The sequence below is a fragment of the Paenibacillus sp. FSL R5-0887 genome (assembly GCF_038002305.1).
Classification (GTDB): domain Bacteria; phylum Bacillota; class Bacilli; order Paenibacillales; family Paenibacillaceae; genus Paenibacillus_AQ; species Paenibacillus_AQ odorifer.
In genome coordinates this window covers 3,760,658-3,786,243 of record NZ_JBBOCE010000001.1, presented here as the reverse complement: position 1 = coordinate 3,786,243, position 25,586 = coordinate 3,760,658, and the positions used below count along the sequence as shown (strand labels likewise).

The following is a 25,586-nucleotide window of genomic DNA, read 5'->3' as shown; positions in this document are numbered from 1 at the left end:
GATTTTAAGAAGATCAAATTTAAGCAACTACTTGTACTTTACGTGGGACAGAGAGGGCTTATACCGCTTTTTTAATTCCTATAAGCAGGTATACCTTTCTCTGGCTGTGGAACCATGAATTATGATGGGCATTCATGTATAATAATTAATATTGGCGTCATGTCTATAGAGGAGATAATCCTTAGGACGAAACTAGGTGATAGGGGTGTTGTGAGGTTGATGGATCCAGAGGTGTGGTCACAGTTTATTAGAGAGAATTGGTTAGTTATTGTTATTGCGCTCATTCTGTTGTTCGCGGTTGTTAATTTGGTCAAAACGATGTTGAAATGGGCGATTGTCATTATTATCGTTGTAGGTCTATTCATCTATAGTGGTGTGACAATGGACCAAATTGGTAACGCTGTGAATAAGGTGGCAGATGGAACGGTAAGTACGGTGAAGAAGGAAGCACAAGAGGTTATGCTTAAAGAGGCGCAGGATGCGAAGTACACTTCAAATGGTGACGGAACATTTACGATTACAACTCCGAATATTGAAGTGAAAGGTACTACTGGCGAAGATAAGGTAGAGGTTACTTTCCGCGGAGTTAGTCTTGGGAAGTGGAGTATTACTGATACCACACAAACATTTATCGAGGAAGCTCGGAAACATCAATAAACGGCTTCAGTTTAAATCATTATCAAAAACAAGCAAGCGGGCGACTGAAAGGGGAGATCGGATATGATAAACGGTTGGTTGACTAGTCTGAGTGATGCAAATATCATCTCCATCGCCCTCCTGCTGGTAGTAGTCTTTTCACTATTGCAAGGCTGGAGCAGAGGGTTCTCAAGTGCTACCGGAAGATTATTCGGTCTGCTGGGAACAGGACTGTATACAATAGCTTCTTTGGTGCTGGCCATTCCTGCTGCGGCTTATCTCAATCCTCATGTACAGACTTGGGCAGCAGGAATAAGTCTGCCTGATAAACAGCTGACCCAGTGGCAGCAAATTTATTATACGGCTGTGTCTGTGCTGGCGGAATCGCCGCTGGTGCGGTTTCTATTGTTGTTATTGCTCTCTTATATCTTAATTCGCATGCTTCTGGGATTGTTGTCTATACTGCTCCCATTCCATCAGCTACGGCGCACCAAGACATTTAAGGACAGAAAGATTACGCAAGTAAGCCGTATGGGCGGAGCTATCATAGGATTAATTATAGGTTTGACTCGTGGTTTAATTATTGTGCTTGCTCTCTTCATTTGTGTTGGCCTAAATCCAGAAAGTCAATTTAGCCGTTATGTGGAATCTTCTCCGATCTACAGTCAAAGCGCTGCCGCTGTATTTGAGCCCTTTGTTGGGGAGACAGTGCAGAAAAAGCTGCCTATTCTGACGAAGACCGTTGCAGCTGAGATGAATGATATCCTGCGCAGAAAATATGAAGTTATTGATCATGACATTCCACAAGATATTGTGGGTGCGGCTGAAGATATTATTGGACAAGCGCAAGGAGACGAGAAGAAAGCCAAACTACTGTATGATTGGGTAGGAACACGAGTAACTTATGATTACGCCAAAGCGGAAAATTATGAAAAAAATAGAATTTGGCATGAACAGACCCCGCAGGATACCTTCGACACACGCATAGGGGTATGTATTGATTATGCACGTCTTTACGCTGTAATGGCCCGCTCCCAAGGATTGCAGGTGCGCGTTGTAACGGGTCAAGGCTATGATGGTCGAGGCGGGTATGGCGCACATGCCTGGAATGAAGTTTATATAAGTGACCGGCAAGCTTGGATTCCATTGGATCCCACTTGGGCGAGCAGTGGGGATTGGTTTAATCCGAAGGATTTTGACGATACGCATATTAGGGAGAACGCACTCTGAGTGAGGGCGCCGCACTCCTTCCGTGTGGTACAATAAACTCATACCAACCGCTCTAACACAAATGCGAGTGCAATGCTCACAATCAGCTTCTTAGAAATCACCTTCATTATAAGAGCAATGTCGCTGGCTAAGGCAATTCAGACATTATTTTTATATAGAAGGGAAGAAAGCTGGTGAGCTTTGGGAAGCAGCTCCCGCCTGCGGACGGGAAATCTTCGAAACATTCTGTAGGTCTGAGATTGAATCTGTTTTTCTTTGGCACCTTTTTTATTTTTTGTATCATTATTGTGCGTCTTGCAGGTTTGCAGTTTACTGAGGGAGCTTTGCTGACAGAAGAAGAGATCAAACGGGATACGAAGTTTGTTCCGCTGGCAGCCATGCGAGGGATTATTTTTGCTGCCGGGGGTGAGCAGATAGCCTATTCTACACCTATTGAGTCGCTCTATCTTACCCTAAATAAGGAATATACAGCTAAAACTACCGATAAAGTAACGGGTGAAACCTCACTAACGGAAAAAGCGAAAAATAAGTCTAATGACCTTGCAGCAAGATTAGTAGCGGAGTTTGAGAAATATGGAAGTGCAGATGCCCCTAAGTTAACGCAGCAGGACGTGCTGGATTTACTTGATCTGGACTTTAAAAAGTATCTGGGTTATGTACCGCGTCGTATAAAAGCAGGGCTAACTTCAGAAGAAATAGCTTATTTCATGGAACATAAGGATGAATATCCAGGTATTACCATTGTGGAAGAAAGTGTACGCCACTACGATAAAGATACGGTAGCTGTGCAGACGGTGGGTTTTGGTAAACCTTTTAAATCAACCGAAGACATAGCGATGTACAAAAATATTCGTAGTGCAATGAAAGACAATTCTTCACCGGGACTTATGTATAAAACGGAAGAATATGTAGGATTTGACGGTCTGGAAATGCAGTATCAACGCGAACTGCGCGGAGAAAATGGTTATCAGGTCATTTCGGTCACTCCTCAAAATATGGCGGAGAAGGTAGAACAGACCGTTCCCCCTGTAAAAGGCAATAACATTTGGATGACCATTAATAAGAATGTTCAGATGAAGACTGAACAGGCCATATTGGATCAGATTAAATGGCTGCACACCAATGCTGTTCAAGGCGAAACTCATCCTGATGCTTTAACAGGTTATGCAGTAGCAATGGAAGTAGAGACTGGGAATATTGTCGCTATGGCGAGTATGCCTGATTACGATTCGAATGTATGGACAAAGGACTCGCTGCCTACATCTGTCTGGAATAAAATTATGAATAATCATCTGAATGGTACAATTACCTCGAATTCTTCCGGGAGATCGGGTCATGATTTTAGCTCACTTGTATTCTTGGGATCGACCATTAAACCGTTAAGTGTATTAATTGGTTTAAATGAAGGGTTTTTTAACACCTCGAGCACCTATCCCGATGTGGGGATTACCTATTTCGGTAAGGATGATAAATCATCGGTTAGAAATTCATCAGGTCACGTCTATGGAAAACTGTATCCGGCTGATGCTATCAAGCAATCCTCTAACGTATTTATGGTAGATATGGTCGGAAAGCAACTATACAAGAAATACCTGGGGGATAAAGGTGTAGAGGTCTGGGACGAATATATGAAAAAGTTCGGACTGGGTGTGTCAACACAAAGTGGTCTTCCCGGTGAATCACCAGGTCAGATTAACTATACAGATTTCAAGGCTGCAGGGAGCTCACAGGCCGCGCTCGTCTACGCATCTTTTGGCCAGCAAGGCAGTTATACTACATTACAGCTTGCCCAGTATGCTACTACACTTGCAAATGAAGGTGTTCGAATTAAACCGCAGCTTGTAAGTAAGATTACTGATGCGCAAGGTAAGGTGGTTAAGGAATTTAAAAAAGAAGTGCTTAATAGCGTAACCTTTGATAAATCGTTCTGGAGAGAAATCAAACAGGGAATGAGCAGTAAAGTTAGTGCTTTTGACGATTTTCCTTATGATTTTGCCCGTAAGACAGGAACCTCTGAAAAAACGGATAGAAAAAATATAAACCGTGATAACGGGGTCTTTATTGCCTTTGCTCCACGTGAGAATCCGAAGCTGGCTGTAGCGGTTGTGATTCCGGAAGGCGGCTTTGGCTCCAATAGTGCAGCTCCGGTTGCCCGTAAGATTTTTGATGCTTATGATTGGGAATATGGGCTGGATGGGGTTCCGAAGAAGAATATTCCACCTGTGGCAGATCCCGTTCAAGAACAATAAGCTTAAATTAGAGAAAAAGGAGAGAAAAACTGTGAGTTTTTTCCGTAAGCAGGCCTCACCTCCTGACGAGACCAGCAGCAAAAGTTCCATTGGCCTGCGACTCAACGTGTTTTTCTTTAGCACGTTCGTTATATTTTGCGTAATCATCATCCGACTAGCTGTTCTGCAGTTCGTGGAAGGTCCAACTTTAACTGAGGTAGAGACGAGTAGAGATACTAAAAATGTACCGTTAGCTTCCATGAGAGGGGTTATATACGCTGCAGGTGGTGAGAAGCTAGCTTATTCCACACCTGTTCAATCGCTGTATATCACACTCAATAAAGAGTATACGGCTAAGGAAACAGATAAAGTCACCGGTAAAACAACGCTGACCCCAGAGGCTAAGGCCAAGTCTGATGCATTGGCAGCCAAGCTGGTAGCTGATTTCAATAAATATGGGGATCCAAATGCAGAGAAGATGACGGAGAAAGATGTAATTGATGCGTTGGATTTATATTTCCGTAAATCACTTGGCTTTATGGCACGGCGAATTAAGGCTGATCTGACTACTGAAGAAGTTGCTTATTTCATGGAACATAAAGGAGAATATCCGGGGCTTGAGATTGTCGAGGAGAGCATTCGTCATTACGATAAAGATACGGTTGCTGTACAGACGATTGGTTATATCAAACCCTTCAAATCCGCGAACAGTCTTAATATTTATAAAAACATTCTAAGTGCTATGAAAAACAATCCGGAGCCAGGGCTAACGTATAAGGATGATGAATTTGTTGGATTCGATGGGCTGGAGCTGAAATATCAGCGTGAGCTTCGCGGGCAAAACGGCTATCAGGAAATTTCTGTCAATCCACAGAATATGGCGGAGAAAATTGAGCGTGTCGTTCCGCCTGTCAAAGGAAATGACATCTGGACAACGATTAATAAGAACGTTCAGATGAAGACAGAACAGGCGATAACAGATCAGCTCAAATGGTTGCACTCTAATACCGTACAAGGCAGAACGCATCCGAATGCTTTAACGGGATATGCAGTAGCGATGGAAGTAGATACTGGCAATATTGTTGCTATGGCGAGTATGCCTGACTATGATACGAATGTTTGGACAACGGGTTCTTTATCTGCAGATGTCTGGAACAGTATTATGGATAACTATCAGAACGGCACGATAACTCCTATTTCTTCAGGAACTTCAGGGAATGGACTAAGATCTGTATTGCTTCTAGGTTCAACGATTAAACCTTTGAGTGTACTCGTGGGCCTGAATGAAGGGTTGTTTTCAACTTCTTCTTATTATCAGGATAGAGGTTTTGCGACTTTTGGTAAGTCTGGGCATGAAACGAAGGTAAGAAACTCTTCTAACCACGTATATGGTTCTTTGGATCCTGCTAGAGCCATTGAGAAATCCTCGAATGCATTTATGGTCGATATGGTCGGTAAAAGATTGTATGACAAATATAAAAGCAAGGGGATAGACATCTGGGATGTCTATATGAAAGAGTTCGGCCTTGGTGTATCTACGGGAATTGACCTGCCAAATGAATTCTTGGGTCAAAGAAACTATACCAATATAGAAGCTGCTGGTAGTGCGCAGTCCGCACTGGTCTATGCCTCTTTCGGACAACAAGGAAGTTATACAGTAATGCAGCTTGCACAGTATGTTACAACACTTGCTAATGAAGGACAGCGGATTAAACCTCAATTGGTTAGCAAGATTACTGATGCAGATGGAAATATAGTCAAAGAGTTTAAACGTGAGGTGCTTGATGAAGTAACAAACTTCGATAAGTCCTACTGGAATGAAATTAAGCAGGGGATGCGAAGTGAAGTTAGTGCTTTTTCTGATTTCCCTTATGACTTTGCCCGTAAGACGGGAACCTCTCAGCAAGTAGCTAAGGGTGAAATTCGCGATAATGGGGTATTTATTGCATATGCTCCACGTAATAATCCTAAGTTGGCTGTGGCGGTTGTAATCCCTGAAGGTGGTTTTGGTTCACAAAGTGCGGCACCAGTCGCACGTAAAATATTTGATGCCTATGATTGGGAATATGGCCTTGATGGAGTTCCAAAGAAAAGTCTCCAGTCTGGTAATAATACTAATGATAATGCGAAGGAGGGAGAGACTACAGGTACCGAGTAACTCTGACCCTATGGCTAAGATTTAAAAAATAAACAGCTTCTCAATAGAGAGCATACAAGAATGGAGGGGTGGCAAATGATTGCCAAATACCGCCTGCTTGCATTGGATATGGATGGAACCCTACTGAATGATGATCAGATAATTACACCCACAACGGTGGAATGGATTCAAAAGGCGGTCAACGCAGGCGTTCATGTCTGTCTGTCGACAGGCCGGGCATTTGTAAGTGCCTTACCCTATGCAGAGCAGCTAGGTTTAGAGACACCGATGATCACTGTGAACGGCAGTGAGGTGTGGAGAGCGCCACATGAAATATACCGGAGATCACTAATGGATCCCAAGCTGGTACAAGAAATGTATGATCTTGCAAAAGCAGATGACATCTGGTTCTGGGCTTATTCTCTGGACGAAGTTCTTAAACAGGATAACTGGGATGGGGATGTAACGGGTAGAGAATGGCTTAAATTCGGTTATCACACTGAAGATGATGAGCTTCGTCATAAGCTGTTGCTTCGTCTTCAAGATATGGGTGGACTGGAGATCACGAACTCTTCTCCGCACAATCTGGAGATTAATCCTCTAGGCGTGAATAAGGCAGCAGGAATAAAGGAAGTCTGCAAGCTGCTGGGAATAGAAATGTCGCAAGTTGTAGCTGTGGGCGACAGCCTTAACGATCTGGCGGCGATCCAGCAGGCTGGGCTTGGGGTTGCCATGGGCAATGCGCAAAAGACGGTTAAACAAGAGGCTGATGTTGTGGTGGCGACCAATAATCAAGACGGGATTGCCGAGGTCATCCAAAAGTATATCTTTACCGAAGCTGCAGCCTCTGTAGGCAGCAAATAATAAAAGCAGTACTGCGAAGTGAATCCATGGAGCATTATGCTAGTAGGAGGTTAAGGAATTGACGATCCTGGGTTGGATTCTTATTATTGTTTTGTTTGCTGTAGGATTGGCAGGGGCTGTGTATCCCATACTGCCGGGTGCGTTAGCGATCTATCTTGCCTTTTTTGTATACGGCTGGTTCTTTTCTTTTGAGCCCTTTGGGGTTTGGTTCTGGATTATTCAAACACTGATCGTTGTAGTTCTTTTTGTTGCTGATTATGTTGTAGGAGCGTGGGGTGTCAAAAAATTTGGCGGTTCACGTTCATCGATTATCGGGAGCACGATCGGGCTGATCTTGGGACCTTTTGTTATTCCCGCTTTTGGTCTTATCATTGGACCATTTCTAGGGGCTTTTATTGGAGAACTGATCGTGGGATCTTCCCCGTCTAAAGCTGCTAAGGTAAGTGTTGGCTCCATACTCGGCTTATTTAGCAGCACCTTGGTCAAAATCGTGTTGCAGGTAATTATGGTCGTCCTCTTTTTTATATGGGTCGCCCGGTTTTAATTTAACAGTGAAGAAGGGGAAAGAGTTTGTCCAAGAAAGAGTCTTTTGTTAAAGGCACGCTTATCCTTGCTGCTGCAGCTTTGGTGGCAAGGGTACTCGGGCTTGTCCAGCGTGTGCCGCTGGAGCATTTATTTAATGATGTTGGTAATGCTTCATTTACACAGGCAAACACAGTTTATTTAATGTTATTACCGCTGGCTACAGCAGGGATTCCAAGTACATTAAGTAAAATGGTATCTGAGCGTTATGCACTGAATAGACCAAATGAAGCTCAGCAGGTGTATCGGGCGGCATTAATCTTTGGTGTTGTAGTTGGCGTAATTATGAGCGCATTGTTATACATAGGTGCTCCTTATTATGCAGAATATGCAAAAGTTCCTGAAAGTACTTTGGCGATCCGGGCCATAGCTCCGGCACTCCTACTCTTCCCTTCTATAGCAATGATGCGTGGGTACTTTCAAGGGCGGAATAATATGATGGCTGGTGGCATCTCTCAAATTGTGGAGCAGATCGCGAGGGTATCTACAGCTGTTCTTCTGGCATTTGTATTGTTACAAAAAGGGTACGACAACACTTGGATGGCTGCTGGAGCATCATTCGGTAGTGTATTTGGTAGTGTTGGTGCTTTTGGTGTAATGCTCTATTACGCTATGAAATTACGGCGTAGTGAGGGGCAAACTGCGTTATACGAAACGAATGAAGCGAAGCTTCCTCTATTTGGAATTTATAAGGATATATTTAAATTATCCATTCCTATCGTTCTATCTTCAGTTACGGTTCCAGTAGTGAACTTTATTGATACATCTTTAATTGTACCGTTACTGAGTGGACAAGTTGGTGTAGCTGATGCCACACGTGCTTTGGGTATTTTCGGGAGTCGGGCACAGAGTGTCGCCGGGATTCCGCCGGTTCTTTCTATAGCACTGAGCACTTCACTAATACCAATTATTTCAGCTGCATATGCCCGTCGGGATGAGAAACATCTAAAAGGGCAAGTGACGTTAGCGCTTCGTATCTCTATTTTAACAGGAGCACCGATTGTTCTATCACTCGTAGTTGCTGCATATTCAGTTAATGGCCTCTTATTCAGTAGTTTAGATGGCAGTGGTATCGTAGCCATGCTTACTTTAGGAACGATTTTTCAGATTACGATGATGACAACGAACTCTATTTTGTTAGGTATGGGCAAATCGCGAATTTCCATGTATTATGTGTTAGCGGGTATTATTGTAAAATTAGTGGCAAGCTTATTACTTAGTAAGGTATTTGGCATCTACGGAATCATCGGTGCAACAGCACTTTGTTTCGTGGTCATTACTTTGCTTAACTTACGTATGCTGAAATCGATTGTGCCTTTTGAAATTATGGGCAAACGTTGGGGCGGTTTCGTGATTGCGGTACTTGTGTCCGGCGGGATTGGTTATGGCTTGAATGAGGCTGGGATTCTGTTAACAGATCTGATGCCTGCACGTTTGGCGTTTCTGATCACTTGTCTTGTTGTAGGAGCAGCCGTTGTTGTTATTTATCTAGTACTGCTTATTGTGCTGGGTGTGCTGACTAAACAGGAAATCTCCAGTTATCCGCGGGCGCTGCAAAAATTATTGAATCCGCTGATGAAGTTACAGCCTGCACGTGTTCGTATGAGAGAATAGGTTTGACTTCTACACTGCATTTTGCTTCACTTAAAGAGTAGAAAATAGACAGATATTGAAGAAGGGACTGAGTAAATCATGGACAAAATTAGTTCTCCTGCTGAATTTCAGGTAGCCATTCAATCACCTCGATTAACAGTGGCCATCTTCAAGGCTGACTGGTGCTCGGATTGTAAATTTATCGATCCTTTTATCCCAGAGGTAGAGCAGGCTTATGCAGACCGCCTTACACTGGTTGAGGTAGATGTTGATGCCGTGGGCGATGTTAGCCAAGAACAAAATATTATGGGTATTCCAAGCTTCGTCGCATATTCGGATGGACGGGAATTGGTTAGATTCGTTAATAAATTGCGCAAATCCCGTGAAGAGATTGAGAATTTCCTTGATAAAGCGGTCCAAGTGCATCAAAGCCTTCAAAAGTAATTCCTAAGGAACCACCGCTTTCGCCTGTTTGTGCAAAAGCGGTGTTTTTTTGAAATATAAGTCTGGCTGCTTCTTCATTACTAAAAACTGCGGGTGATATTTTTGACGACAAATCAGTTGAAATGGCTTAGTTATCTTACTTGCCTTATCATGTTCCTCGCTGTACTCGGAGGAGCGGTAGTGACGAAGACTGGATCGGGCTTGGAATGCGGAAATGAATGGCCGCTCTGTCATGGAAAATTAATTCCGGCTTATACTATAGGCTCGATGATTGAATACACCCATCGCTTGTTTAGCGGTTTGGCAGGGTTATTCTCACTTGCCTCGATGTTTGCTTTTTGGCGTTATGCTCGTACGCGGCGCGATTTGCTGGGATATGCATTTATGACCTTAGTATTCGTCATCGTTCAAGGTGGTATGGGAGCGCTTGCAGTAATTAAATCCCAATCCGCTGCTGTAATGGCGTTGCATATGGGTTTTTCTTTGATCGCCTTTTCAAGCGCTATGATGTTGGCTCTTGGAACCAAGAGATGGCATGAAGCACGTGAATATGATCATAAGCTGGAGGCTCAAAAGAAGCCCGTAAGTAAGGCTTTTCGCAATTTAACCTGTTTTACTGCCATCTATTCTTATATTGTCGTGTATATTGGAGCCTTTGTAAGTCATACGGATTCACAAGGCGGGTGTTCGGGTTGGCCGCTTTGTAATGGAGAATGGGTTCCGGAGCTTTCCGGAGGTGTAGGTGTTGTTTTTACGCATCGGATTGCGGCTTTAATCTTATTCATGCTTACTGCGCTGCTTGGGCATTTAGCATTTTGGAAACATAAGGATTATCCAGAGCTTAGAGCGCTAGGTATAGCTGCAGTGCTGTTATGCTTGATGCAGGTATTTAGTGGGGCGGCTGTGGTTTACACTCTAGATAATGAAAGGCTGTACATATTTGCCGCTTTGGCTCATATTTTACTGATTGCCAGTTTGTTTGGTGTCTTATGTTATATGAGTGTAAGAGTCTGGCAGCTAAATCGCGCGAGTAGTGTCGTGTCTGGAAAAAATGTAACGAGCCCAATGATTCCACCGCCTTGGTAGAACATTCCCTCCGTGGATAGAGGTGCTTCACCCGCGGAATAATAAAGTGGAAATCGGTATATCGTGGAGCTGATTGGCCGATGCTTACGTCGCGAGTTTTGTACGAAGCAGTCCATGGAAGCAGACGCTGAACAAAACTTTAGGAGGACTGGGATATGCTGCGGGTATTACTTGGAGAGCCGCCTCGAAAGAACAGCGGTGTGTTGGCTGATGCGATGGAGAATATGGCCACTTTTGCAGCATTGCTGCGCAAGGAAATGAGTGCCCATGAGGATAATGACCATGAATACCGCAAGCTGGAGATTTGGACACGTGGGCTGATTTCCTCTCTGGATGAACTGGAGCAAAGTTGGTTCGCGGCCGCTTTTTACCGGAAATTAGTGATTGCGGGTTATATGGATGATATGACACCGGTGGAACAGGGCGATTATGCACGTTATGTTTATTTTTATAAAGATGGCTTTATCCGGGTTTTCTCTCTTCTGGACAAGCTTGGGACGGTACTGAATCATTTTTATGATCTCAAAACATCCAAATTAAAAACGCACTTTTCTTACTTTACAGTGCTGCGTCAGCTTCAATTATTGAATGTGCATCCTGCATTAGCGGATCAACTGGAAGAGATTAAGAACTCCTACCGCGATCCATTGGAGAATTTACGCAAGCGCAGAAATGCTGAAATTCATTATATGAATTCCGAAATGCAGGATGATTTGTGGCAGCGGCACCAAGGTCTGCATGACAAAATTCAGCTCGAGGATCTGGATAGCCATCTTGAGGATTTAAAACAATCGCTCGAAATGAACTGTAAGACATTAATCGCGGCATTCAGCTACAGCAATGAACAGCTGCGTAAGGAAATAAGCAAGGTAAAGAGCATAAAATCGTAATTGTTCAATATATTTCCTTTTGACAAAAATAGATAAACTCACTATACTTATGCTTGCATTAAAGTATGTACGATTTCAGAAAAAATATAATTTCATAACTTTATCTTATCGAGAGCGGCGGAGGGATAGGCCCGATGAAGCCCGGCAACCGATTTGTATCCAGCGCGGGAAGCGTTGTACAAATGTCATGGTGCTAATTCCTACAATGGCGCAGGTTGCGGTCGTTGGCAGATGAGAAGGCATTGTCTTAATAAACCCACAGAGCCTCTTGCGATCTGCATCGATCGTTGGAGGTTTTTTTGTATAGAATAAGTGAAGTATAAAGGGGGGCGACGAGAGTTGATTAATCTAAAAGGGATAACAAAGGTTTATGGAAAAGGGAGTAATGCGGCAACAGCACTTTCTGGATTGAATCTGTCCATCGAGAAAGGTGAAATATTCGGAGTCATCGGCCACTCTGGAGCCGGGAAAAGTACATTGATCCGTTGCATTAATCTGTTGGAACGTCCGACAGAAGGAGAGGTCTGGGTAGACGGTGTTGAGCTAACCAGTCTTAACCAAGGTCAGCTGCAGGAACAGCGGCGCAAGATTGGGATGATTTTTCAACATTTCAATTTGCTGTCTTCAGCGACCGTGTACGATAATATTGCCTTTCCACTGCGCCTTGCAGGTACGTCGAGAACAGCTATTGATACAAAAGTCAAAGACCTGCTCGCTCTAGTTGGGCTTGAAGAACATAAAGATAAGTTTCCTTCTCAGTTATCTGGAGGACAAAAGCAGCGGGTCGGCATCGCCCGGGCACTAGCCAGTGACCCTGATGTGCTGCTGTGTGACGAGGCCACTTCTGCGCTTGATCCCCAGACAACGGACTCCATTCTTAAGCTGCTGCTCGATATTAATAAAAGATTCCATTTGACCATTGTGCTGATCACACATGAAATGCATGTAATCCAGAGCATCTGCGACCGTGTCGCGGTCATTCATGGTGGTGGGATTGTTGAGCAAGGCAAAGTTACAGAGGTATTTCTCAAGCCGCAGCATGAGGTTACACGCGATTTCATCCGCAGTGAGACACAGAATGAAGGACCTCTTCGAGTGGCGCTTGATGCTGCTGCCGGGGATAACTCTAAAGCTGTCAAAATTACTTTTTTCGGAGAAAAAACATACGGCTCGGCACTATCCGATGTCGTGCGTGATACGGGTGTAAGCTTTGCAATCTTACATGGTACCATCTCAACGATTAAAGATGTGCCTTATGGACAGATGATTGTGCGGTTCGAAGGGCCAGCTGAGGCGATTGCTGTAACGATCTCCAGGCTAATTGCTCAAGGCCTTGATGTGGAGGTGATTTCGTAATGAATTTTGCAGATCTAAATTGGCAAGAAATGATGGATGCTACGGTTGCTACTATAAAAATGATATTTTTTTCCGGATTGTTCACAATTATTCTTGGTTTACCACTCGGAATTTTATTGTATTTATGGGGGAAATCGAATAGTATAGTAATCAGAGTAACTTACTCGGTCTTATCATTACTTGTAAATATTCTACGTTCCGTACCCTTTATCATTTTGATGGTGGCTCTAATTCCTTTCAGCAAAGCCGTTGTTGGAACCTCCATTGGTGTACTCGGTACGATTCCACCTCTGGTGATTGGTGCAGCTCCGTTTTTTGCCCGCTTGGTAGAGACGTCGTTAAGAGAGGTAGACCGCGGAGTCATCGAAGCCGCACAAGGTATGGGAGCATCGACGAACCAAATCGTTATGCGTGTTCTTTTGCCAGAAGCTCGTCCAGGTCTGCTCGCTGGAGTTACGATCACACTGGTTACACTGGTCTCCTATACAGCAATGGCTGGTATGGTTGGGGGCGGCGGATTAGGTGACTTGGCGATTCGTTACGGCTACCACCGCTATGAGACGGAGATTATGATTGTTTCTATAGTATTTATTGTCGTACTGGTGCAATTGCTACAAATGGCCGGTGACCGACTCGTAAAACATTACACACGGAAATAAGGTACATCCATATATATCCTTATTCAATACAAAATATAGATTAGAGGGGGATTTACAATGAAAAAAGTACTACTTACATTTTTTAGCCTGACACTGGTTGCGGTGCTTGCGGCTTGCGGTAACAACAATGCATCTAATAATGCTGGGAGCTCGGCTGCTACAACAGCACCAAACGCAGAAGCAACAAGTGAACCTACTAAAGATCCAGTGAAATTGGTTATTGGTGCCTCACCTGTTCCTCATGCTGAAATTTTGAAGGCTATTGCTCCATTGCTTGAAAAAGATGGAATTACACTTGAAATCAAAGAATTCACTGACTATATTCAACCTAACGTGCAGCTTGATGAGAAGGAGTTAGACGCTAACTTTTTCCAACACCAACCGTATCTGGATGACCAAAACAAAAATAATAAAACCGACCTGGTCTCTGTTGCATCCGTTCACGTTGAACCTTTTGGAGCTTATTCCAAAAAAATCAAATCGATCGATGAGTTGGCTGATGGTGCAAAAGTTGCCATTCCGAACGATGCTACTAATGGTGGCCGTGCACTAATCCTACTTGCAAAAAATGGTCTGATTACCTTGAAAGATGATACAAACATTGCTGCAACAAAAGCAGATATCACTGAAAACAAGAAAAATCTCGACATCATTGAGTTGGAAGCTGCTATGCTCCCACGTCAACTGGATGAGGTAGACCTTGCTTTGATCAACACGAACTTTGCACTAGACGCTGGTCTTGTGCCAACTAAAGATGCATTGTTCATCGAGGGTGTAGATTCCCCTTATGCTAACATTTTGGTAACCCGTCAAGACAATAAAGATTCCGAAGCCATCAAAAAGCTGGTTGCTGCCCTGAATTCTCCAGAAGCTAAAGCTTTCATTGAAGAAAAGTACGAAGGTGCGATCATTCCAGCGTTTTAAGGAATGAAGCTAAATACGTCTATAGTCATAACAAGAACCCGCAGCCAAGTTGGCTTGCGGGTTTTTATGTTCTAAGGTTGTGAGAGAATGTTAAATCCTCTATAATAAGAAAATCCCGATCTCCTATACAGGAGAATCGGGAGGGTTATTGAACGGGATTTAGAATACTTGAACTACTTCTTCAACGCCTTCTACTTCTTCAAGGAGGGCGCGTTCAATCCCGGCTTTCAAGGTGATCGTGGAGCTTGGGCAGCTGCCGCAGGCACCCATAAGTTTCAACTTAACGATGCCGTCTTCCACATCGACCAGTTCTACGTCACCGCCATCGCGCTGCAGGAACGGACGAAGCTTATCCAGCACTTCTAGTACTTCATCATACATTTCGGTGCTTTGTGCATTCTCACTCATTTCTCAATCACTCCTTTCGTAAGTTCATTATAGTACAAAAAGTTAAAAAATAAAATGGTTAGGCGGAATAGGGAGATCATCATGAGACCAATTATTGAATTTTGTTCCAGCAACATGGGTCACGGAACAGACAAGCTAATGCATAAGCTGGAGGAAAATCCAGATTATGATGTCATTGAATACGGTTGTCTGAACAATTGTGGAGAGTGTTATTTAATGCCTTTCGCCATGGTTGAAGGTGACATTATTGCAGCAGACACTGTTGCAGAGCTAGAAGAGAAAATTGAGGCCAAGATCAAAGAGCTTGAGGCTTGGTTTAATATAGATCTTGACTAAATTTCTCGAGAAAAAAAGAGGGAGCACTCCATAATCTAAATTATGGAGTGCTCCCTCTTTTTGGAACCTTACTTGAACAAAATCCACCAATTTGATCGATTAGGCAACATATTGGAGAGTGCAGGTGCTACCGTGAAGGTGCCACCGGACTCAGGCGACCTTATATTGAGTGTTTTCCTACATTTGGATTGCTATCGGACCCCATAGTCACTATTCACCTGAAAAACAGCATAAATGAACCTCATTATAAGCAATAACTTCACTGGAGTCCGAAACTCTCCTTCAAAGGCTGAAAATTTGCGAATAAGGTCATCTGAGTCCGAAGGGTATACGCACCAATAACGTAAGGAAGCTACTCTCGTGTTTATCTGAGAGTAGCTTCATTTAATACTTATGAACCAATCATAGGCTTATCCTAAAGTGCGTTTCGACATCCAGAGCACTCCGCTCTTGAGGATGCGGGGAACCCGTCCTTTGACGGAGCGTTGTCCCATAAGTCCGAATCCTGCTTTTTTTCCTAGTGACCCTAAAGTACCCTTCAGGCGAATAGGATGAAGCTTAGGAGTCTCACCGCGCCAGGTCGCTTGGATAACCTGAGCTACCTGCTCACCCTGTGCTCCAGCGGCTTGTGCGCTTGGTGCGAATGGCAGACTGGCACAGTCGCCAATCACATATACCTCCGGATAATCCGGTATACGATAATACTCATCCAGCATAATCCGTCCACCACGGTCCTTCGACACATTCAAATCTTGAACTACTTTTACAGGTTGAATCCCTGCGGTCCATACTGTCACATCTGAAAGGATTTCCTCGGTACCGTTAAAAATCGAATCCTTCTCTACATGAGATACAGAGATTCGTCCCAGCGTTTGCACCTGATGGTGATGAAACCATTCCTCTACGTACTGTGACAGCTTTGCCGGAAAGGCAGACAAAACACGTTCACCGCGATCCAGAATAGCGATGTTAAGGTCTGGACGGCTTTCCCGAAGCTCTGCGGCTAATTCAACACCGCTCAATCCTCCACCTACGATGTTTATCGTTCCGTAAGGCTTCACATCATTTAAACGGCGGTAGGTTTCCCGAGTACCAGCAAAGGTCTGGATGCTGCAGGTATATTGATCAGCACCAGGGATGTTGTGGTAATTGTCGGTACAGCCAAGAGCAATGGCTAGGAGATCATAAGATACAATCTCACCGGACTCCATACTGACTATTTTGCTCTCCAAATCAATGGAACTCACTTCACCGTACCGGACAGTAAGCCGGGGGTGAACCGGAAAATGAATGCGCAGGTGATAATCAGTTACGGTACCTGCGGCGAGCGCATAATATTCCGTTTTGATTCCTTGATAAGGCATTCGGTCAATTAAGATAATTTCAACATCATGAGGAAGATGATTATTGAGTAATTCTTGAATTAAGGCTAGGCCGCCGTAGCCACCGCCAAGAACGAGTATTGTTCTCATGCTGACCGAACTTCCTTTCCAATATGGGATAACAAATCTCAGGTAGTCTTCTTATTCGTATACCTTAACTTCATTATAGAAAGTGTCACGTTCGACAGGAATTCGTCCAGCACCTTTCACTAGCCAGATCAATTCGTCGCGAGTCAGACCTTCCGGTGTTAAGGCGCCAGCTGCGTGGCTGATACGTTCTTTTAGAATTGTGCCATGCACATCTGATGCACCGAAGTTCAGCGCGACTTGAGTAAGCTGAGGGCCAATGTTAATGAAGTATGCTTTGATGTGATCGAAATTGTCCAACATCAATCTGCTGATCGCAATGGTCTTCAGATCCTCATAAGCAGAGTTGCGGCGCATGATGCCAGCGTTTTTATTCTTAGGCTGCATGGACAATGGAATGAATACCATAAAGCCATTGGTTTCGTCCTGCAAATCACGGATTTGCATCATATGGCGGATACGGTCTTCGTGAGATTCAATGGAGCCGTACAGCATAGTGGTATGGGTCTTCATCCCAAGCTGATGTGCTGTCCGATGGACTTCCAGATATTCTTCCACATTAGCTTTATCTACACGCATTTTTTTACGATATTGGTCGGATAATATTTCTGCACCACCACCGGTGAGTGTTTTCAGTCCAGCAGCACGCAATTGTTCCAGTACCTCACGAATACTCAAACCGCTAATACGGGTAAAGAAATCAATTTCAGCGGCAGTGTAGGCTTTTAAGGTAACCTCAGGGAAACGTTCGTTCAAAGCTTTTAAAGAATCCACATAATATTGGAAGGGAACCTTGTCGTTATGGCCACCAACAATATGGAATTCACGTACGCCTGGGTGGATATGCTGTTCGACATATTGCACCATTTCCTGACCGGAAAGGGTATAGGCTCCCTCTTCTCCATCATCTTTGCGGAAATTGCAGAATGCACAGTGCGATTCGCAAACATTGGTGAAATATAGACTCATGTTTTCGATAAAATATACCCGATTGTGATTCTTGGCGATATTGACTTCATTCGCTAGCTGGCCAATGGTAAGTAAATCGTTGCTTTGATATAAATAAACGCCATCTTCCAAATTCAATCTTTCGCCGCTGCGAACCTTATCAATAATGTTCGCCATTCGGGCATCCGTGTGGGGGGTAAAAAGAGTAGACATATTATGATTTCCTCCTGAAAGTTTACGAGCAGATTGCTCGAAGATAAATTCCAGACGTACCCAAGTGGTAGCTGTTCATTCTAGAAAAGAAAGAGGCGAGCTTGCCTCCGTGACAAATTTCCGAATTTTTACTTAGAGTGCCTTCCCTATTATAAACCTACTCTCCTAAGGGTATCAACAGCTTGATATTGATGGTGTTTTTTGCTGTGAAGGGTCATGCCGAAGGCAGTTGTGACTTGAGGGTAACGGAATAGTCGGTTATACTGAATTTATCAAGCATAAACGTCATTGGCATCCTTATAAAGTTGATAAGCGTTTAAGCGAGAAATATAAGACATAAAGAATAGGTGCAACACTTATACTTTCTTATATTTTTAAGAAATAACTTTTGGCCGGAAGGTCCCTTAAACATAAGTTTCCGCTTATGAAGGGAGACGAATTTGTAGGAGGATGAGATCATGATTAATATTAGTGAAAAGGCAGCAGAACAATTAAAGGCGATGCTTGCTGAACAAGAAGTACCGAACATGTTCCTCCGTATTGGAGTAACGCCCGGCGGTTGCAGTGGATTCTCGTACGCTATGGGCTTTGATGATAATGAAACCGATCAGGACGTATATATGGACATTCAAGCCATGAAAGTGGTTGTGGAGAAGGAGAACCTTCGTTACCTGGACGGTCTCGAAATCGACTTTGAAGAATCCGGTATGACGGGTGGTTTCACCATCAACAACCCTAACGCTACTGCAACTTGCGGCTGCGGTTCAAGCTTCCGTACAGCTACGGATGCAGGGAAACCTAACGAAGAGCCTTGCTAATCACAGCAATCACGGCTCCAAGCCCCGTGTTGGATTCTAACAACACAGGCTTGGAGTTTTTTTTATTCTCAATGACAAAAATCATCACAAGGAGTTCGGAAATGGAAATGGAAATCAGAAAATTAAAAGCTGGTGAACAGCCTCCATTAGAATTACTTCTATTAGCAGATCCTTCGGAGAGCTTAGTTAACGGATATTTACAAAGAGGGTTATGTTGTGTGGCTGAGGTGGATAACAGCATCATCGGAGTCTACGTTGTGCTGCAGACAAGACTGGAGACTGTAGAAATCGTAAATATCGCCGTCGACGAAAATAAACACGGGCAAGGAATAGGTAAGCAGCTGCTGAACCATGCGATTCAGAATGCCAAGCAGCTTGGGGCAAAAACCATTGAAATTGGCACAGGAAATTCGAGTGTTGGACAATTGGCACTTTATCAGAAATGTGGATTCAGAATCACCGGCATTGATAGAGATTTTTTTATTAGGCATTACAGTGAAGAAATCTTTGAAAATGGGATTCAAGTCATAGATATGATACGCCTGTCGCTGGATTTATGAGTAATAGGGGAGTTTCTCAGAAGTCATTTAATGGGCGCTGGGGTAGTTCTTTATTCTTTTACATAGGAAGCAAACGATATATCGCTAATCATGTATCGCAAGCCAGGTATCGGACACAGAGGACCCTAAACGCCGCATTTTCCCATATTTGTGGTGCCAACGGACCGGATTGCCGCTATTGCTATGAAAATCAGTAAATATGAAGCTCTTTCTAAGCGATAGTGTCACTGGAGTCCGAAACCAGCCTCAAAGGTTGAAAATCTGCAAATAACGTCATCTGGGTCCGAAATGCTCATGGGTTAACGACACTGTTGAAGCAGATAGCTATTGTTTAAAAACACAGAGCAGCGATTCTCCACATAACTGGAGAATCGCTGCTCTGTGTTTTTTTTGCGAGGGTCGGACCGTCTGTGCATAGAAGTAAGCTGTTTATAGGCAGTCCCCTGCGTACATTAGGCTGGAATAATAAACTTGTAATTAATCATAAATACGATGAGCGCTGCAGCTCCAAGGGAGAAGGCGATACAGCCCGTACCCAGTGCTCTGCGTTTGTCTTTAATAAATTTAAAGCCAATGGCGCAGATCAGTATAGTCGTTCCAGCCAATACAATGGACATCCCAAGCATAGCCACCCAATATAAAACCTCAAAAAACTGTGCCATTCTGAGCCCTCCCCGCGCTGTGCTTTTTAGTGATTCTGTTAGTACTCACTATAATAGTAGAAATTGAAAATGTAACCGCTATTAATAATACAACGATTTTGAAGATTATTCTAGTTATAGTGAACTCATCCATTAAGATATTGATGTCGAATTTCTTGAGAACTGAATCTACAAAATCCGCGGTTGTACCCTGTCGCTGTCGACTGATGCTGTGCTAAACACTAAGCCCTTTTTGCTAAGAGCGGCATCTTACACGGACAATCATACAAGAGGGCGAGACCTTCTCTGAGTAATGTATAGGGTAGGCTGGATTGTGAAGGGAGGGAAAGGACGATGGCAGGAAGACAATTGGCCAGTAAGTGGCTGAAGACAGAGGCGTTGCTGACCGACGCTCGGGTTGCACCCTATATCCCAATGACGAGGGGGTACAGGGCAGAAACGCTCCTGGCAATGCTTCGTAGATATGGAAATGTTGTCATTAAACCTATTGTGGGTGGCGGAGGTTACGGTGTAATCAAAGTTTTTCGGGATAGTCGCGGTTATGGATTCACCTATATGGACAGAACTCGAATTTACAAGGATTTTGGATCCATGAGACGTGCGCTTAATACTGTGAAGGCAAGACGCAGATATTTGATTCAACAAGGGATTTCCCTTGCGAGAATCGGTGGACGGCCTATTGATTATCGGGTCAAAGTAGTTAAGAATGGTGAGGTTTGGGAATTTCGCTCCATGGTAGGGAGATTGGCTCGGCCAGGTCTGTTCGTAACCAATCTTTGTAAAGGGGGAACGATGCTATCATGTCGTGAAGGACTTCGTAGATCGTTGCCGCGGATTAAAGCTTCAGCGAAGAAAGCAGAAATGCGGAGACTAACCCATGTATGTATCGGAATTATGGAACGGCATTTTCCGGGAATAGGTGAGCTGGGCTTTGATTATGCTGTAGATTATTCGGGGAAAATATGGATTTTGGAGGTTAATACAAGACCTCAATAAATTAACAATTATTTTAAGAATTGACGATAATAGAGTAGTAAGATAAAATTGCGTTTAGTTGCGTTCTTTTGGGGTAAATAACATTGTAATTTATTTACAATAAAAATATATTTTTTGCTTTATACAAGTGGTTCAATCCTGTGTATAACTATTATCCCCATAGTCCACTGTGTAGCTAGTACCTTTATAACGCTTACACACATTTTATACACAGGATTTCCACATGTACTTGTGGATAACGCGAACGCTTGTTCGAAAAATGATAGTTTGATATGATAGATTCAGATCCAAATAAAGGAAAGGTAGATGAAGTTTATGGTTGAATTGTCGGATGAGATGCTGCTTGACTCTTACCATAGAGCAATAGAGCTGCAACTAGAGCATGATTTCATCGCTCTTCTACTCGTTGAAATTCGCAAACGAAACTTACACTCTCCAGTACATGCGGTTCTTCATTAAAAAAGCGCAAAGGATAACTTTGTAGCAGGCTACATATATAAAACCGCGAGGCACAAACAAACATAAAAGGGTATCCTCACAGGCTGTTATCAACAGGCCTGTAAGAATACCCTTTTTTATTGTGTTAATAGATTTAGAGTTTCATATTACTGCTGTGACCCGGTGATAGCTTCGCTTCTGGATCAATGTACACCTTAGCATTATTCACAGCCGTTGGAGCTTCGCCAAATCCTACAGCAATCAGCTTCAGCTTACCAGGGTAAGTTGTGATATCGCCGGCAGCAAATATGCCTGGAATGCTTGTTTCCATACGCGAGTCAACAACAATGGAGTTCCCTTCAATATCAATACCCCATTCGGCAATAGGACCTAGGGAAGAGATGAATCCGAAGTTAACAATAACGCTGTCCACTTCAATTTCTTGAGTTTCTTTGGTCTTGATATTTGACAATGTAACCTTGGTAATGAACTCATCACCATGCAGCTCTGTAATTTCAGTAGGGGTAACTACGTTAACCTTGGAAGCCATCAGGTTCTCAACGCTATGTTCATGCGCACGGAATTTATCCCGGCGGTGAATCAGGGTTACCTGTTCAGCGATGGGTTCCAGCATGAGCGCCCAGTCAACTGCAGAGTCACCGCCACCGCTGATCAGAACTTTTTTATCTTTAAAGGCATTTAGATCATTTACAAAATAATGGAGGTTTGCTTTTTCAAAACGTCCAGCGTTGGGTAATTCCAAACGACGAGGTTCAAATGCACCTACACCAGCTGTAATGATGATCGCCTTACTGTGGTATTCGGCTACATCGGTTGTAACCACAAAATGACGTTCGTCCCGTTTTTGAACAGAAATCACTTTCTCCTCCAGCCGGATATTGGATTGGAACATATCCATTTGCCGAGACAGGTTGTCGACCAATTCTTGTGCTGTTACTTTTGGAAAACCTGCCACATCATAAATGTATTTTTCTGGATAAAGGGCAGCAAGTTGTCCCCCCAATTGGGGCATACTTTCAATAAGGGTTACTGATGCCTGACGCATTCCGCCGTAAAATGCGGCAAACATGCCAGCTGGCCCGCCACCTATGATTAAAAGGTCGCTCATAGGAACGCTGGATTGCTCTTGGGTCACGGGATATTACACCTCCGAGTTGATATATTCATTTTGCCATACTTGTGTACCTACTTATTATAATCATTGTGACACATACCTGCAAAGAAAGACTTTAGAAGTCAATAAAAGTGTGACGTTTTTTAGTATTTTAATGTTTGATTAATGCTACACTAAGGTTTACAATGGATATGGTCAATTTAGAAATGCTTCAAGTTTGATTGGAATTTCTTCTAAATATAAGTGTATAAATTCACAAAAAGGACCGTACATTGTTTCAATAAAAAATACAAAGACAGATTTACCTCTTGGAAGGAGCCGGAACATGAGTAGTATTCCCAAAATCGTTATCTTAGGCGCGGGCTATGGGGGTATTTTGACCGCACAGCGCTTGCAGAAGGCTTTGAATTATAATGAAGCGGATGTCACGCTTGTAAACCGTCACGAGTACCACTATTTTACTACCCATCTACATATGCCTGCGGCGGGTACGGACAGTATTGAACACACTCGGGTGTCCATTTCGAAACTAATCGATGAATTCAAGATTGACCTCGTGAAGTCATCTGTTCAGGAAATTCGTACTCAGCAGAAAAAGATTATTTTGGAGGATGGTACCCTATCGTACGATTATCTTGTCATTGCTTTAGGTGGAGAGCCTGAAACATTTGGTATTCCTGGACTTGATAAATACGCACTGACAATCCGGAGCATCAATTCCGTTCGTTTAATTCGCGAGCATATTGAATATCAATTCGCTAAGTACAAGAACGAGAACAATGCTCAGGAGCATATTAATTTTGTTGTCGGTGGTGCCGGCTTTAGCGGTATCGAATTTGTAGCTGAATTAGCTGACCGTATCCCTGGACTGTGTAAAGAATATGACGTTGATCCAAGTATGGTTAATATATATAACGTAGAGGCTGCTCCGACAGCACTGCCTGGTTTTGCTCCTGAGCTTGTGGAGTATGCGATGGACTTGCTCACCAAAAAGGGAGTTACCTTCAAGATGGGTGTTGCGATCAAGGAGTGTCTGCCAAACGGGGTAATTCTGGCATCAGGCGAAGAAATCAAAGCCTCCACAATTATTTGGACAGGCGGAATCCGTGGCAATCGTCTTATTGAGGCTGCCGGATTTGAAGCTATGCGTGGGCGCGTGAAGGTAGATGAATATCTACGTGCACCGGGCCAAGAGAATATCTTCATTATTGGTGATGGCTCCCTTATGATTAATCCGGAAGGACGCCCTTACCCGCCAACCGCTCAAATTGCTATGCAGCAGGGTGAATGCTGTGCGCATAATTTGGTGGCGGCAATCCGCAATCAACAGCCGAAGAAATTCGCATTCAGCAATAAAGGAACCGTAGCTTCCCTAGGCAAAGGCCAAGGAATCGCTGTAGTAGGCAGCAAAACTTACAAGGGCTGGACTGCAGCTCAGTTGAAAAAAGTTGTAGATATGCGCTACTTGTTCATTATCGGCGGAATTCCGCTGGTTCTGAAAAAAGGAAGATTCTTATAAGATGCGCCATTGCAGCGTACAGGTACGCGGACTGCTGACTCGTGAAGAATTGGACCGTTATAACGGACTGATAGAGGTTGGATCTTATCTGGAGGATCAGAACCAGTATGATCTGGCTTATATCGTTCAGAAGGAAATTGATCTGCTCATTCTCCCTGGTATCGAACGCCTGAAGGATAAAGGGCGCGCTCGGGATCGGGCCACGGCTGAATATCTGGAAAGTTTACGTGAAGATGATGAGGATAACGAAGATGAGGATTCAGGAACTTCGGTGTCTTAATCTAATCATATGGCAGTTAAAAAGGGTGTGTCTCCATGCGAACTGGAGACACACCCTTTTTTTGTTGTTACAGCTTGAGCATTTCTTCAAAAGATTCTTCAGTCAGCAGATTGCCGACATAAAAAGGTCCGAATTCGCCGTAGCGAGCACTTACTTCGTCAAAACGCATTTCGTATACCAGCTTTTTGAATTGCAGTGCATCTTCAGCGAACAGAGTCACGCCCCATTCCCAGTCATCAAAACCGACGGAGCCGGTAATAATTTGCTTCACTTTACCTGCATATGAACGTCCAATTAACCCGTGTGAAGCCATGAGCTCCCGGCGTTTGTCCATATCAAGCATGTACCAGTTATCGGCAAGCTCGCGTTTTTTGTTCATAGGATAGAAACAGATGTGTTTCGCTTGCGGTAAAATAGGCTTTAAACGTGCGGCAACATGCGGATTCTGCATAGGGTCGCTGCCGTCGCTGCCACTGCCACCAGCAGCGTAGTTGCTTAATTCAACAATACTTACATATGAATAAGCTTTGGTTGTATATTGAGCAAAAGCGATTTTGTTAAAGGCGGTCTCAAGCTGGTTCAAAGCTTCTAGGCTTTCGCGCAAAAACATCATTACAAAATCAGCCTTTTGGCCCACTATGGAGTATACTGCGGTGCTGCCTTCTTTAGCTTCCTCAACAGGGCTCCATTCCTGCATAAAAGCATGTAGTTCTTCCAGGGCAACGGCACGTTCTTCATCATCTGCTGCCGTCCAAGCGGTCCAGTTCAGAGAGCGGAAGTCATGCAGTGCATACCAGCCTTCCAGTGTCAAAGCGGCTTCGATCATGATCTCACTCCTTAAAAGTTTTACGAAGCATAAGCCTCGCTGAAATAACATCGCGTAAAACTTGCTTCGAAAGCATACGCTTAGTTTTACGAAGCATAAGCCTCGCTGAAATAACATCGCGTAAAACTCGCAATTGAAGCATAAACTTAGTCTTACGAAGCATCTGCTTCATAGGCTATGTATGATCTGATTAATCTACTTGCATTGTATCGCAATCAAGCCGCCAAGAGCAAACGGAGGCATCCTCTAAGTGTGCGAATTAGTGCGTGAATTTGAATAAAGTTCATTGCTTCGTGACATTTTTTCTAGTAAACTTACTACTAGCTTGTAAAAGATGTGCGCTTCTTTA

26 protein-coding genes and 1 riboswitch are annotated in these 25,586 nt (G+C 43.6%); of the genes, 20 read left to right on the top strand and 6 right to left on the bottom strand.

Annotation, left to right across the window (positions count from 1 at the left end; genetic code table 11):
• Positions 1 to 219 precede the first annotated feature (219 nt).
• The 13 genes from MKY14_RS16905 (at position 220) to MKY14_RS16845 (ending at position 14,629) form a co-directional block, all read left to right on the top strand.
• Complete coding sequence (locus MKY14_RS16905) at positions 220 to 657, top strand: hypothetical protein (protein WP_076127990.1); 438 nt, start codon at positions 220 to 222, stop codon at positions 655 to 657.
• A gap of 63 nt (positions 658 to 720) precedes the next feature.
• A complete protein-coding gene (locus tag MKY14_RS16900) occupies positions 721 to 1,866 on the top strand; it encodes a transglutaminase domain-containing protein (protein WP_340976928.1) in 1,146 nt (381 codons plus the stop codon).
• 173 nt (positions 1,867 to 2,039) lie between these two features.
• Positions 2,040 to 4,115 (top strand): peptidoglycan D,D-transpeptidase FtsI family protein, encoded by a 2,076-nt coding sequence (locus MKY14_RS16895; protein WP_339244854.1) that lies wholly within the window; start codon positions 2,040 to 2,042, stop codon positions 4,113 to 4,115.
• 31 nt (positions 4,116 to 4,146) lie between these two features.
• Entirely contained in the window at positions 4,147 to 6,252 is a 2,106-nt protein-coding gene (locus tag MKY14_RS16890) for a peptidoglycan D,D-transpeptidase FtsI family protein (RefSeq protein WP_076193375.1), read from the top strand.
• A 75-nt stretch (positions 6,253 to 6,327) separates the two neighbouring features.
• Positions 6,328 to 7,095, top strand: coding sequence for a Cof-type HAD-IIB family hydrolase (locus MKY14_RS16885; RefSeq protein WP_076302418.1), 768 nt, complete (start codon positions 6,328 to 6,330; stop codon positions 7,093 to 7,095).
• A gap of 58 nt (positions 7,096 to 7,153) precedes the next feature.
• Positions 7,154 to 7,639, top strand: coding sequence for a DUF456 domain-containing protein (locus tag MKY14_RS16880; RefSeq protein WP_038573189.1), 486 nt, complete (start codon positions 7,154 to 7,156; stop codon positions 7,637 to 7,639).
• Between the two features lie 26 nt (positions 7,640 to 7,665).
• Positions 7,666 to 9,291, top strand: a complete 1,626-nt coding sequence (locus tag MKY14_RS16875) for a putative polysaccharide biosynthesis protein (protein WP_076279677.1) — start codon at positions 7,666 to 7,668, stop codon at positions 9,289 to 9,291.
• A gap of 78 nt (positions 9,292 to 9,369) precedes the next feature.
• The gene (locus MKY14_RS16870) at positions 9,370 to 9,714 is read left to right on the top strand and encodes a thioredoxin family protein (protein ID WP_036685265.1); all 345 of its coding nucleotides are present in this window, start codon (positions 9,370 to 9,372) and stop codon (positions 9,712 to 9,714) included.
• 93 nt (positions 9,715 to 9,807) lie between these two features.
• A complete protein-coding gene (locus MKY14_RS16865) occupies positions 9,808 to 10,800 on the top strand; it encodes a COX15/CtaA family protein (RefSeq protein WP_438269052.1) in 993 nt (330 codons plus the stop codon).
• 155 nt (positions 10,801 to 10,955) lie between these two features.
• Positions 10,956 to 11,690, top strand: a complete 735-nt coding sequence (locus tag MKY14_RS16860) for a Cthe_2314 family HEPN domain-containing protein (protein ID WP_076127978.1) — start codon at positions 10,956 to 10,958, stop codon at positions 11,688 to 11,690.
• Positions 11,691 to 11,792: 102 nt separating this feature from the next.
• A riboswitch (SAM riboswitch) is annotated at positions 11,793 to 11,928 on the top strand.
• Between the two features lie 101 nt (positions 11,929 to 12,029).
• Entirely contained in the window at positions 12,030 to 13,046 is a 1,017-nt protein-coding gene (locus tag MKY14_RS16855) for a methionine ABC transporter ATP-binding protein (protein ID WP_076193371.1), read from the top strand.
• Positions 13,047 to 13,075: 29 nt separating this feature from the next.
• The gene (locus MKY14_RS16850; RefSeq protein ID WP_370510697.1) at positions 13,076 to 13,705 is read left to right on the top strand and encodes a methionine ABC transporter permease; all 630 of its coding nucleotides are present in this window, start codon (positions 13,076 to 13,078) and stop codon (positions 13,703 to 13,705) included.
• A gap of 57 nt (positions 13,706 to 13,762) precedes the next feature.
• Positions 13,763 to 14,629, top strand: a complete 867-nt coding sequence (locus MKY14_RS16845; RefSeq protein ID WP_036685252.1) for a MetQ/NlpA family ABC transporter substrate-binding protein — start codon at positions 13,763 to 13,765, stop codon at positions 14,627 to 14,629.
• Positions 14,630 to 14,788: 159 nt separating this feature from the next.
• On the opposite strand, the gene MKY14_RS16840 is transcribed toward MKY14_RS16845, so the two are convergent.
• Positions 14,789 to 15,037 (bottom strand): NifU family protein, encoded by a 249-nt coding sequence (locus MKY14_RS16840; RefSeq protein ID WP_036685249.1) that lies wholly within the window; start codon positions 15,035 to 15,037, stop codon positions 14,789 to 14,791.
• An 81-nt stretch (positions 15,038 to 15,118) separates the two neighbouring features.
• Between MKY14_RS16840 and MKY14_RS16835 the strand changes: the two genes are divergently transcribed.
• Positions 15,119 to 15,373 carry a YuzB family protein gene (locus tag MKY14_RS16835; RefSeq protein WP_036685247.1) on the top strand — a complete coding sequence of 85 codons (255 nt, stop codon included), beginning with the start codon at positions 15,119 to 15,121 and terminating at the stop codon, positions 15,371 to 15,373.
• A gap of 410 nt (positions 15,374 to 15,783) precedes the next feature.
• Here MKY14_RS16835 and MKY14_RS16830 read toward each other — a convergent pair whose 3' ends face one another.
• Together MKY14_RS16830 and mqnE are read right to left on the bottom strand one after the other, a co-directional pair.
• Positions 15,784 to 16,845 carry an NAD(P)/FAD-dependent oxidoreductase gene (locus tag MKY14_RS16830; protein ID WP_076099373.1) on the bottom strand — a complete coding sequence of 354 codons (1,062 nt, stop codon included), beginning with the start codon at positions 16,843 to 16,845 and terminating at the stop codon, positions 15,784 to 15,786.
• Between the two features lie 51 nt (positions 16,846 to 16,896).
• A complete protein-coding gene (mqnE, locus tag MKY14_RS16825) occupies positions 16,897 to 18,003 on the bottom strand; it encodes an aminofutalosine synthase MqnE (protein ID WP_036685236.1) in 1,107 nt (368 codons plus the stop codon).
• A 458-nt stretch (positions 18,004 to 18,461) separates the two neighbouring features.
• On the opposite strand from mqnE, the gene MKY14_RS16820 reads away from it, so the two are divergent.
• A complete protein-coding gene (locus tag MKY14_RS16820; RefSeq protein WP_076184761.1) occupies positions 18,462 to 18,821 on the top strand; it encodes a HesB/IscA family protein in 360 nt (119 codons plus the stop codon).
• 107 nt (positions 18,822 to 18,928) lie between these two features.
• On the top strand, positions 18,929 to 19,381 hold the full coding sequence (locus MKY14_RS16815) for a GNAT family N-acetyltransferase (RefSeq protein ID WP_312149031.1): 453 nt from the start codon (positions 18,929 to 18,931) through the stop codon (positions 19,379 to 19,381).
• Positions 19,382 to 19,833: 452 nt separating this feature from the next.
• Here MKY14_RS16815 and MKY14_RS16810 read toward each other — a convergent pair whose 3' ends face one another.
• On the bottom strand, positions 19,834 to 20,043 hold the full coding sequence (locus MKY14_RS16810; protein WP_036685233.1) for a hypothetical protein: 210 nt from the start codon (positions 20,041 to 20,043) through the stop codon (positions 19,834 to 19,836).
• 333 nt (positions 20,044 to 20,376) lie between these two features.
• Between MKY14_RS16810 and MKY14_RS16805 the strand changes: the two genes are divergently transcribed.
• Together MKY14_RS16805 and MKY14_RS16800 are read left to right on the top strand one after the other, a co-directional pair.
• Entirely contained in the window at positions 20,377 to 21,039 is a 663-nt protein-coding gene (locus MKY14_RS16805; RefSeq protein ID WP_076127972.1) for a YheC/YheD family protein, read from the top strand.
• Between the two features lie 315 nt (positions 21,040 to 21,354).
• Entirely contained in the window at positions 21,355 to 21,498 is a 144-nt protein-coding gene (locus MKY14_RS16800; RefSeq protein WP_036685584.1) for a sporulation histidine kinase inhibitor Sda, read from the top strand.
• Between the two features lie 133 nt (positions 21,499 to 21,631).
• On the opposite strand, the gene MKY14_RS16795 is transcribed toward MKY14_RS16800, so the two are convergent.
• Positions 21,632 to 22,606 carry an NAD(P)/FAD-dependent oxidoreductase gene (locus MKY14_RS16795; RefSeq protein WP_076128050.1) on the bottom strand — a complete coding sequence of 325 codons (975 nt, stop codon included), beginning with the start codon at positions 22,604 to 22,606 and terminating at the stop codon, positions 21,632 to 21,634.
• A 331-nt stretch (positions 22,607 to 22,937) separates the two neighbouring features.
• Between MKY14_RS16795 and MKY14_RS16790 the strand changes: the two genes are divergently transcribed.
• Positions 22,938 to 24,131 carry an NAD(P)/FAD-dependent oxidoreductase gene (locus tag MKY14_RS16790; RefSeq protein WP_036685230.1) on the top strand — a complete coding sequence of 398 codons (1,194 nt, stop codon included), beginning with the start codon at positions 22,938 to 22,940 and terminating at the stop codon, positions 24,129 to 24,131.
• Between the two features lies 1 nt (position 24,132).
• Positions 24,133 to 24,411, top strand: coding sequence for a hypothetical protein (locus MKY14_RS16785; protein ID WP_036685228.1), 279 nt, complete (start codon positions 24,133 to 24,135; stop codon positions 24,409 to 24,411).
• 67 nt (positions 24,412 to 24,478) lie between these two features.
• Here the strand turns inward: MKY14_RS16785 and hemQ are convergent, their stop codons facing one another.
• On the bottom strand, positions 24,479 to 25,237 hold the full coding sequence (gene hemQ, locus MKY14_RS16780) for a hydrogen peroxide-dependent heme synthase (protein WP_036685226.1): 759 nt from the start codon (positions 25,235 to 25,237) through the stop codon (positions 24,479 to 24,481).
• Positions 25,238 to 25,586 lie beyond the last annotated feature (349 nt).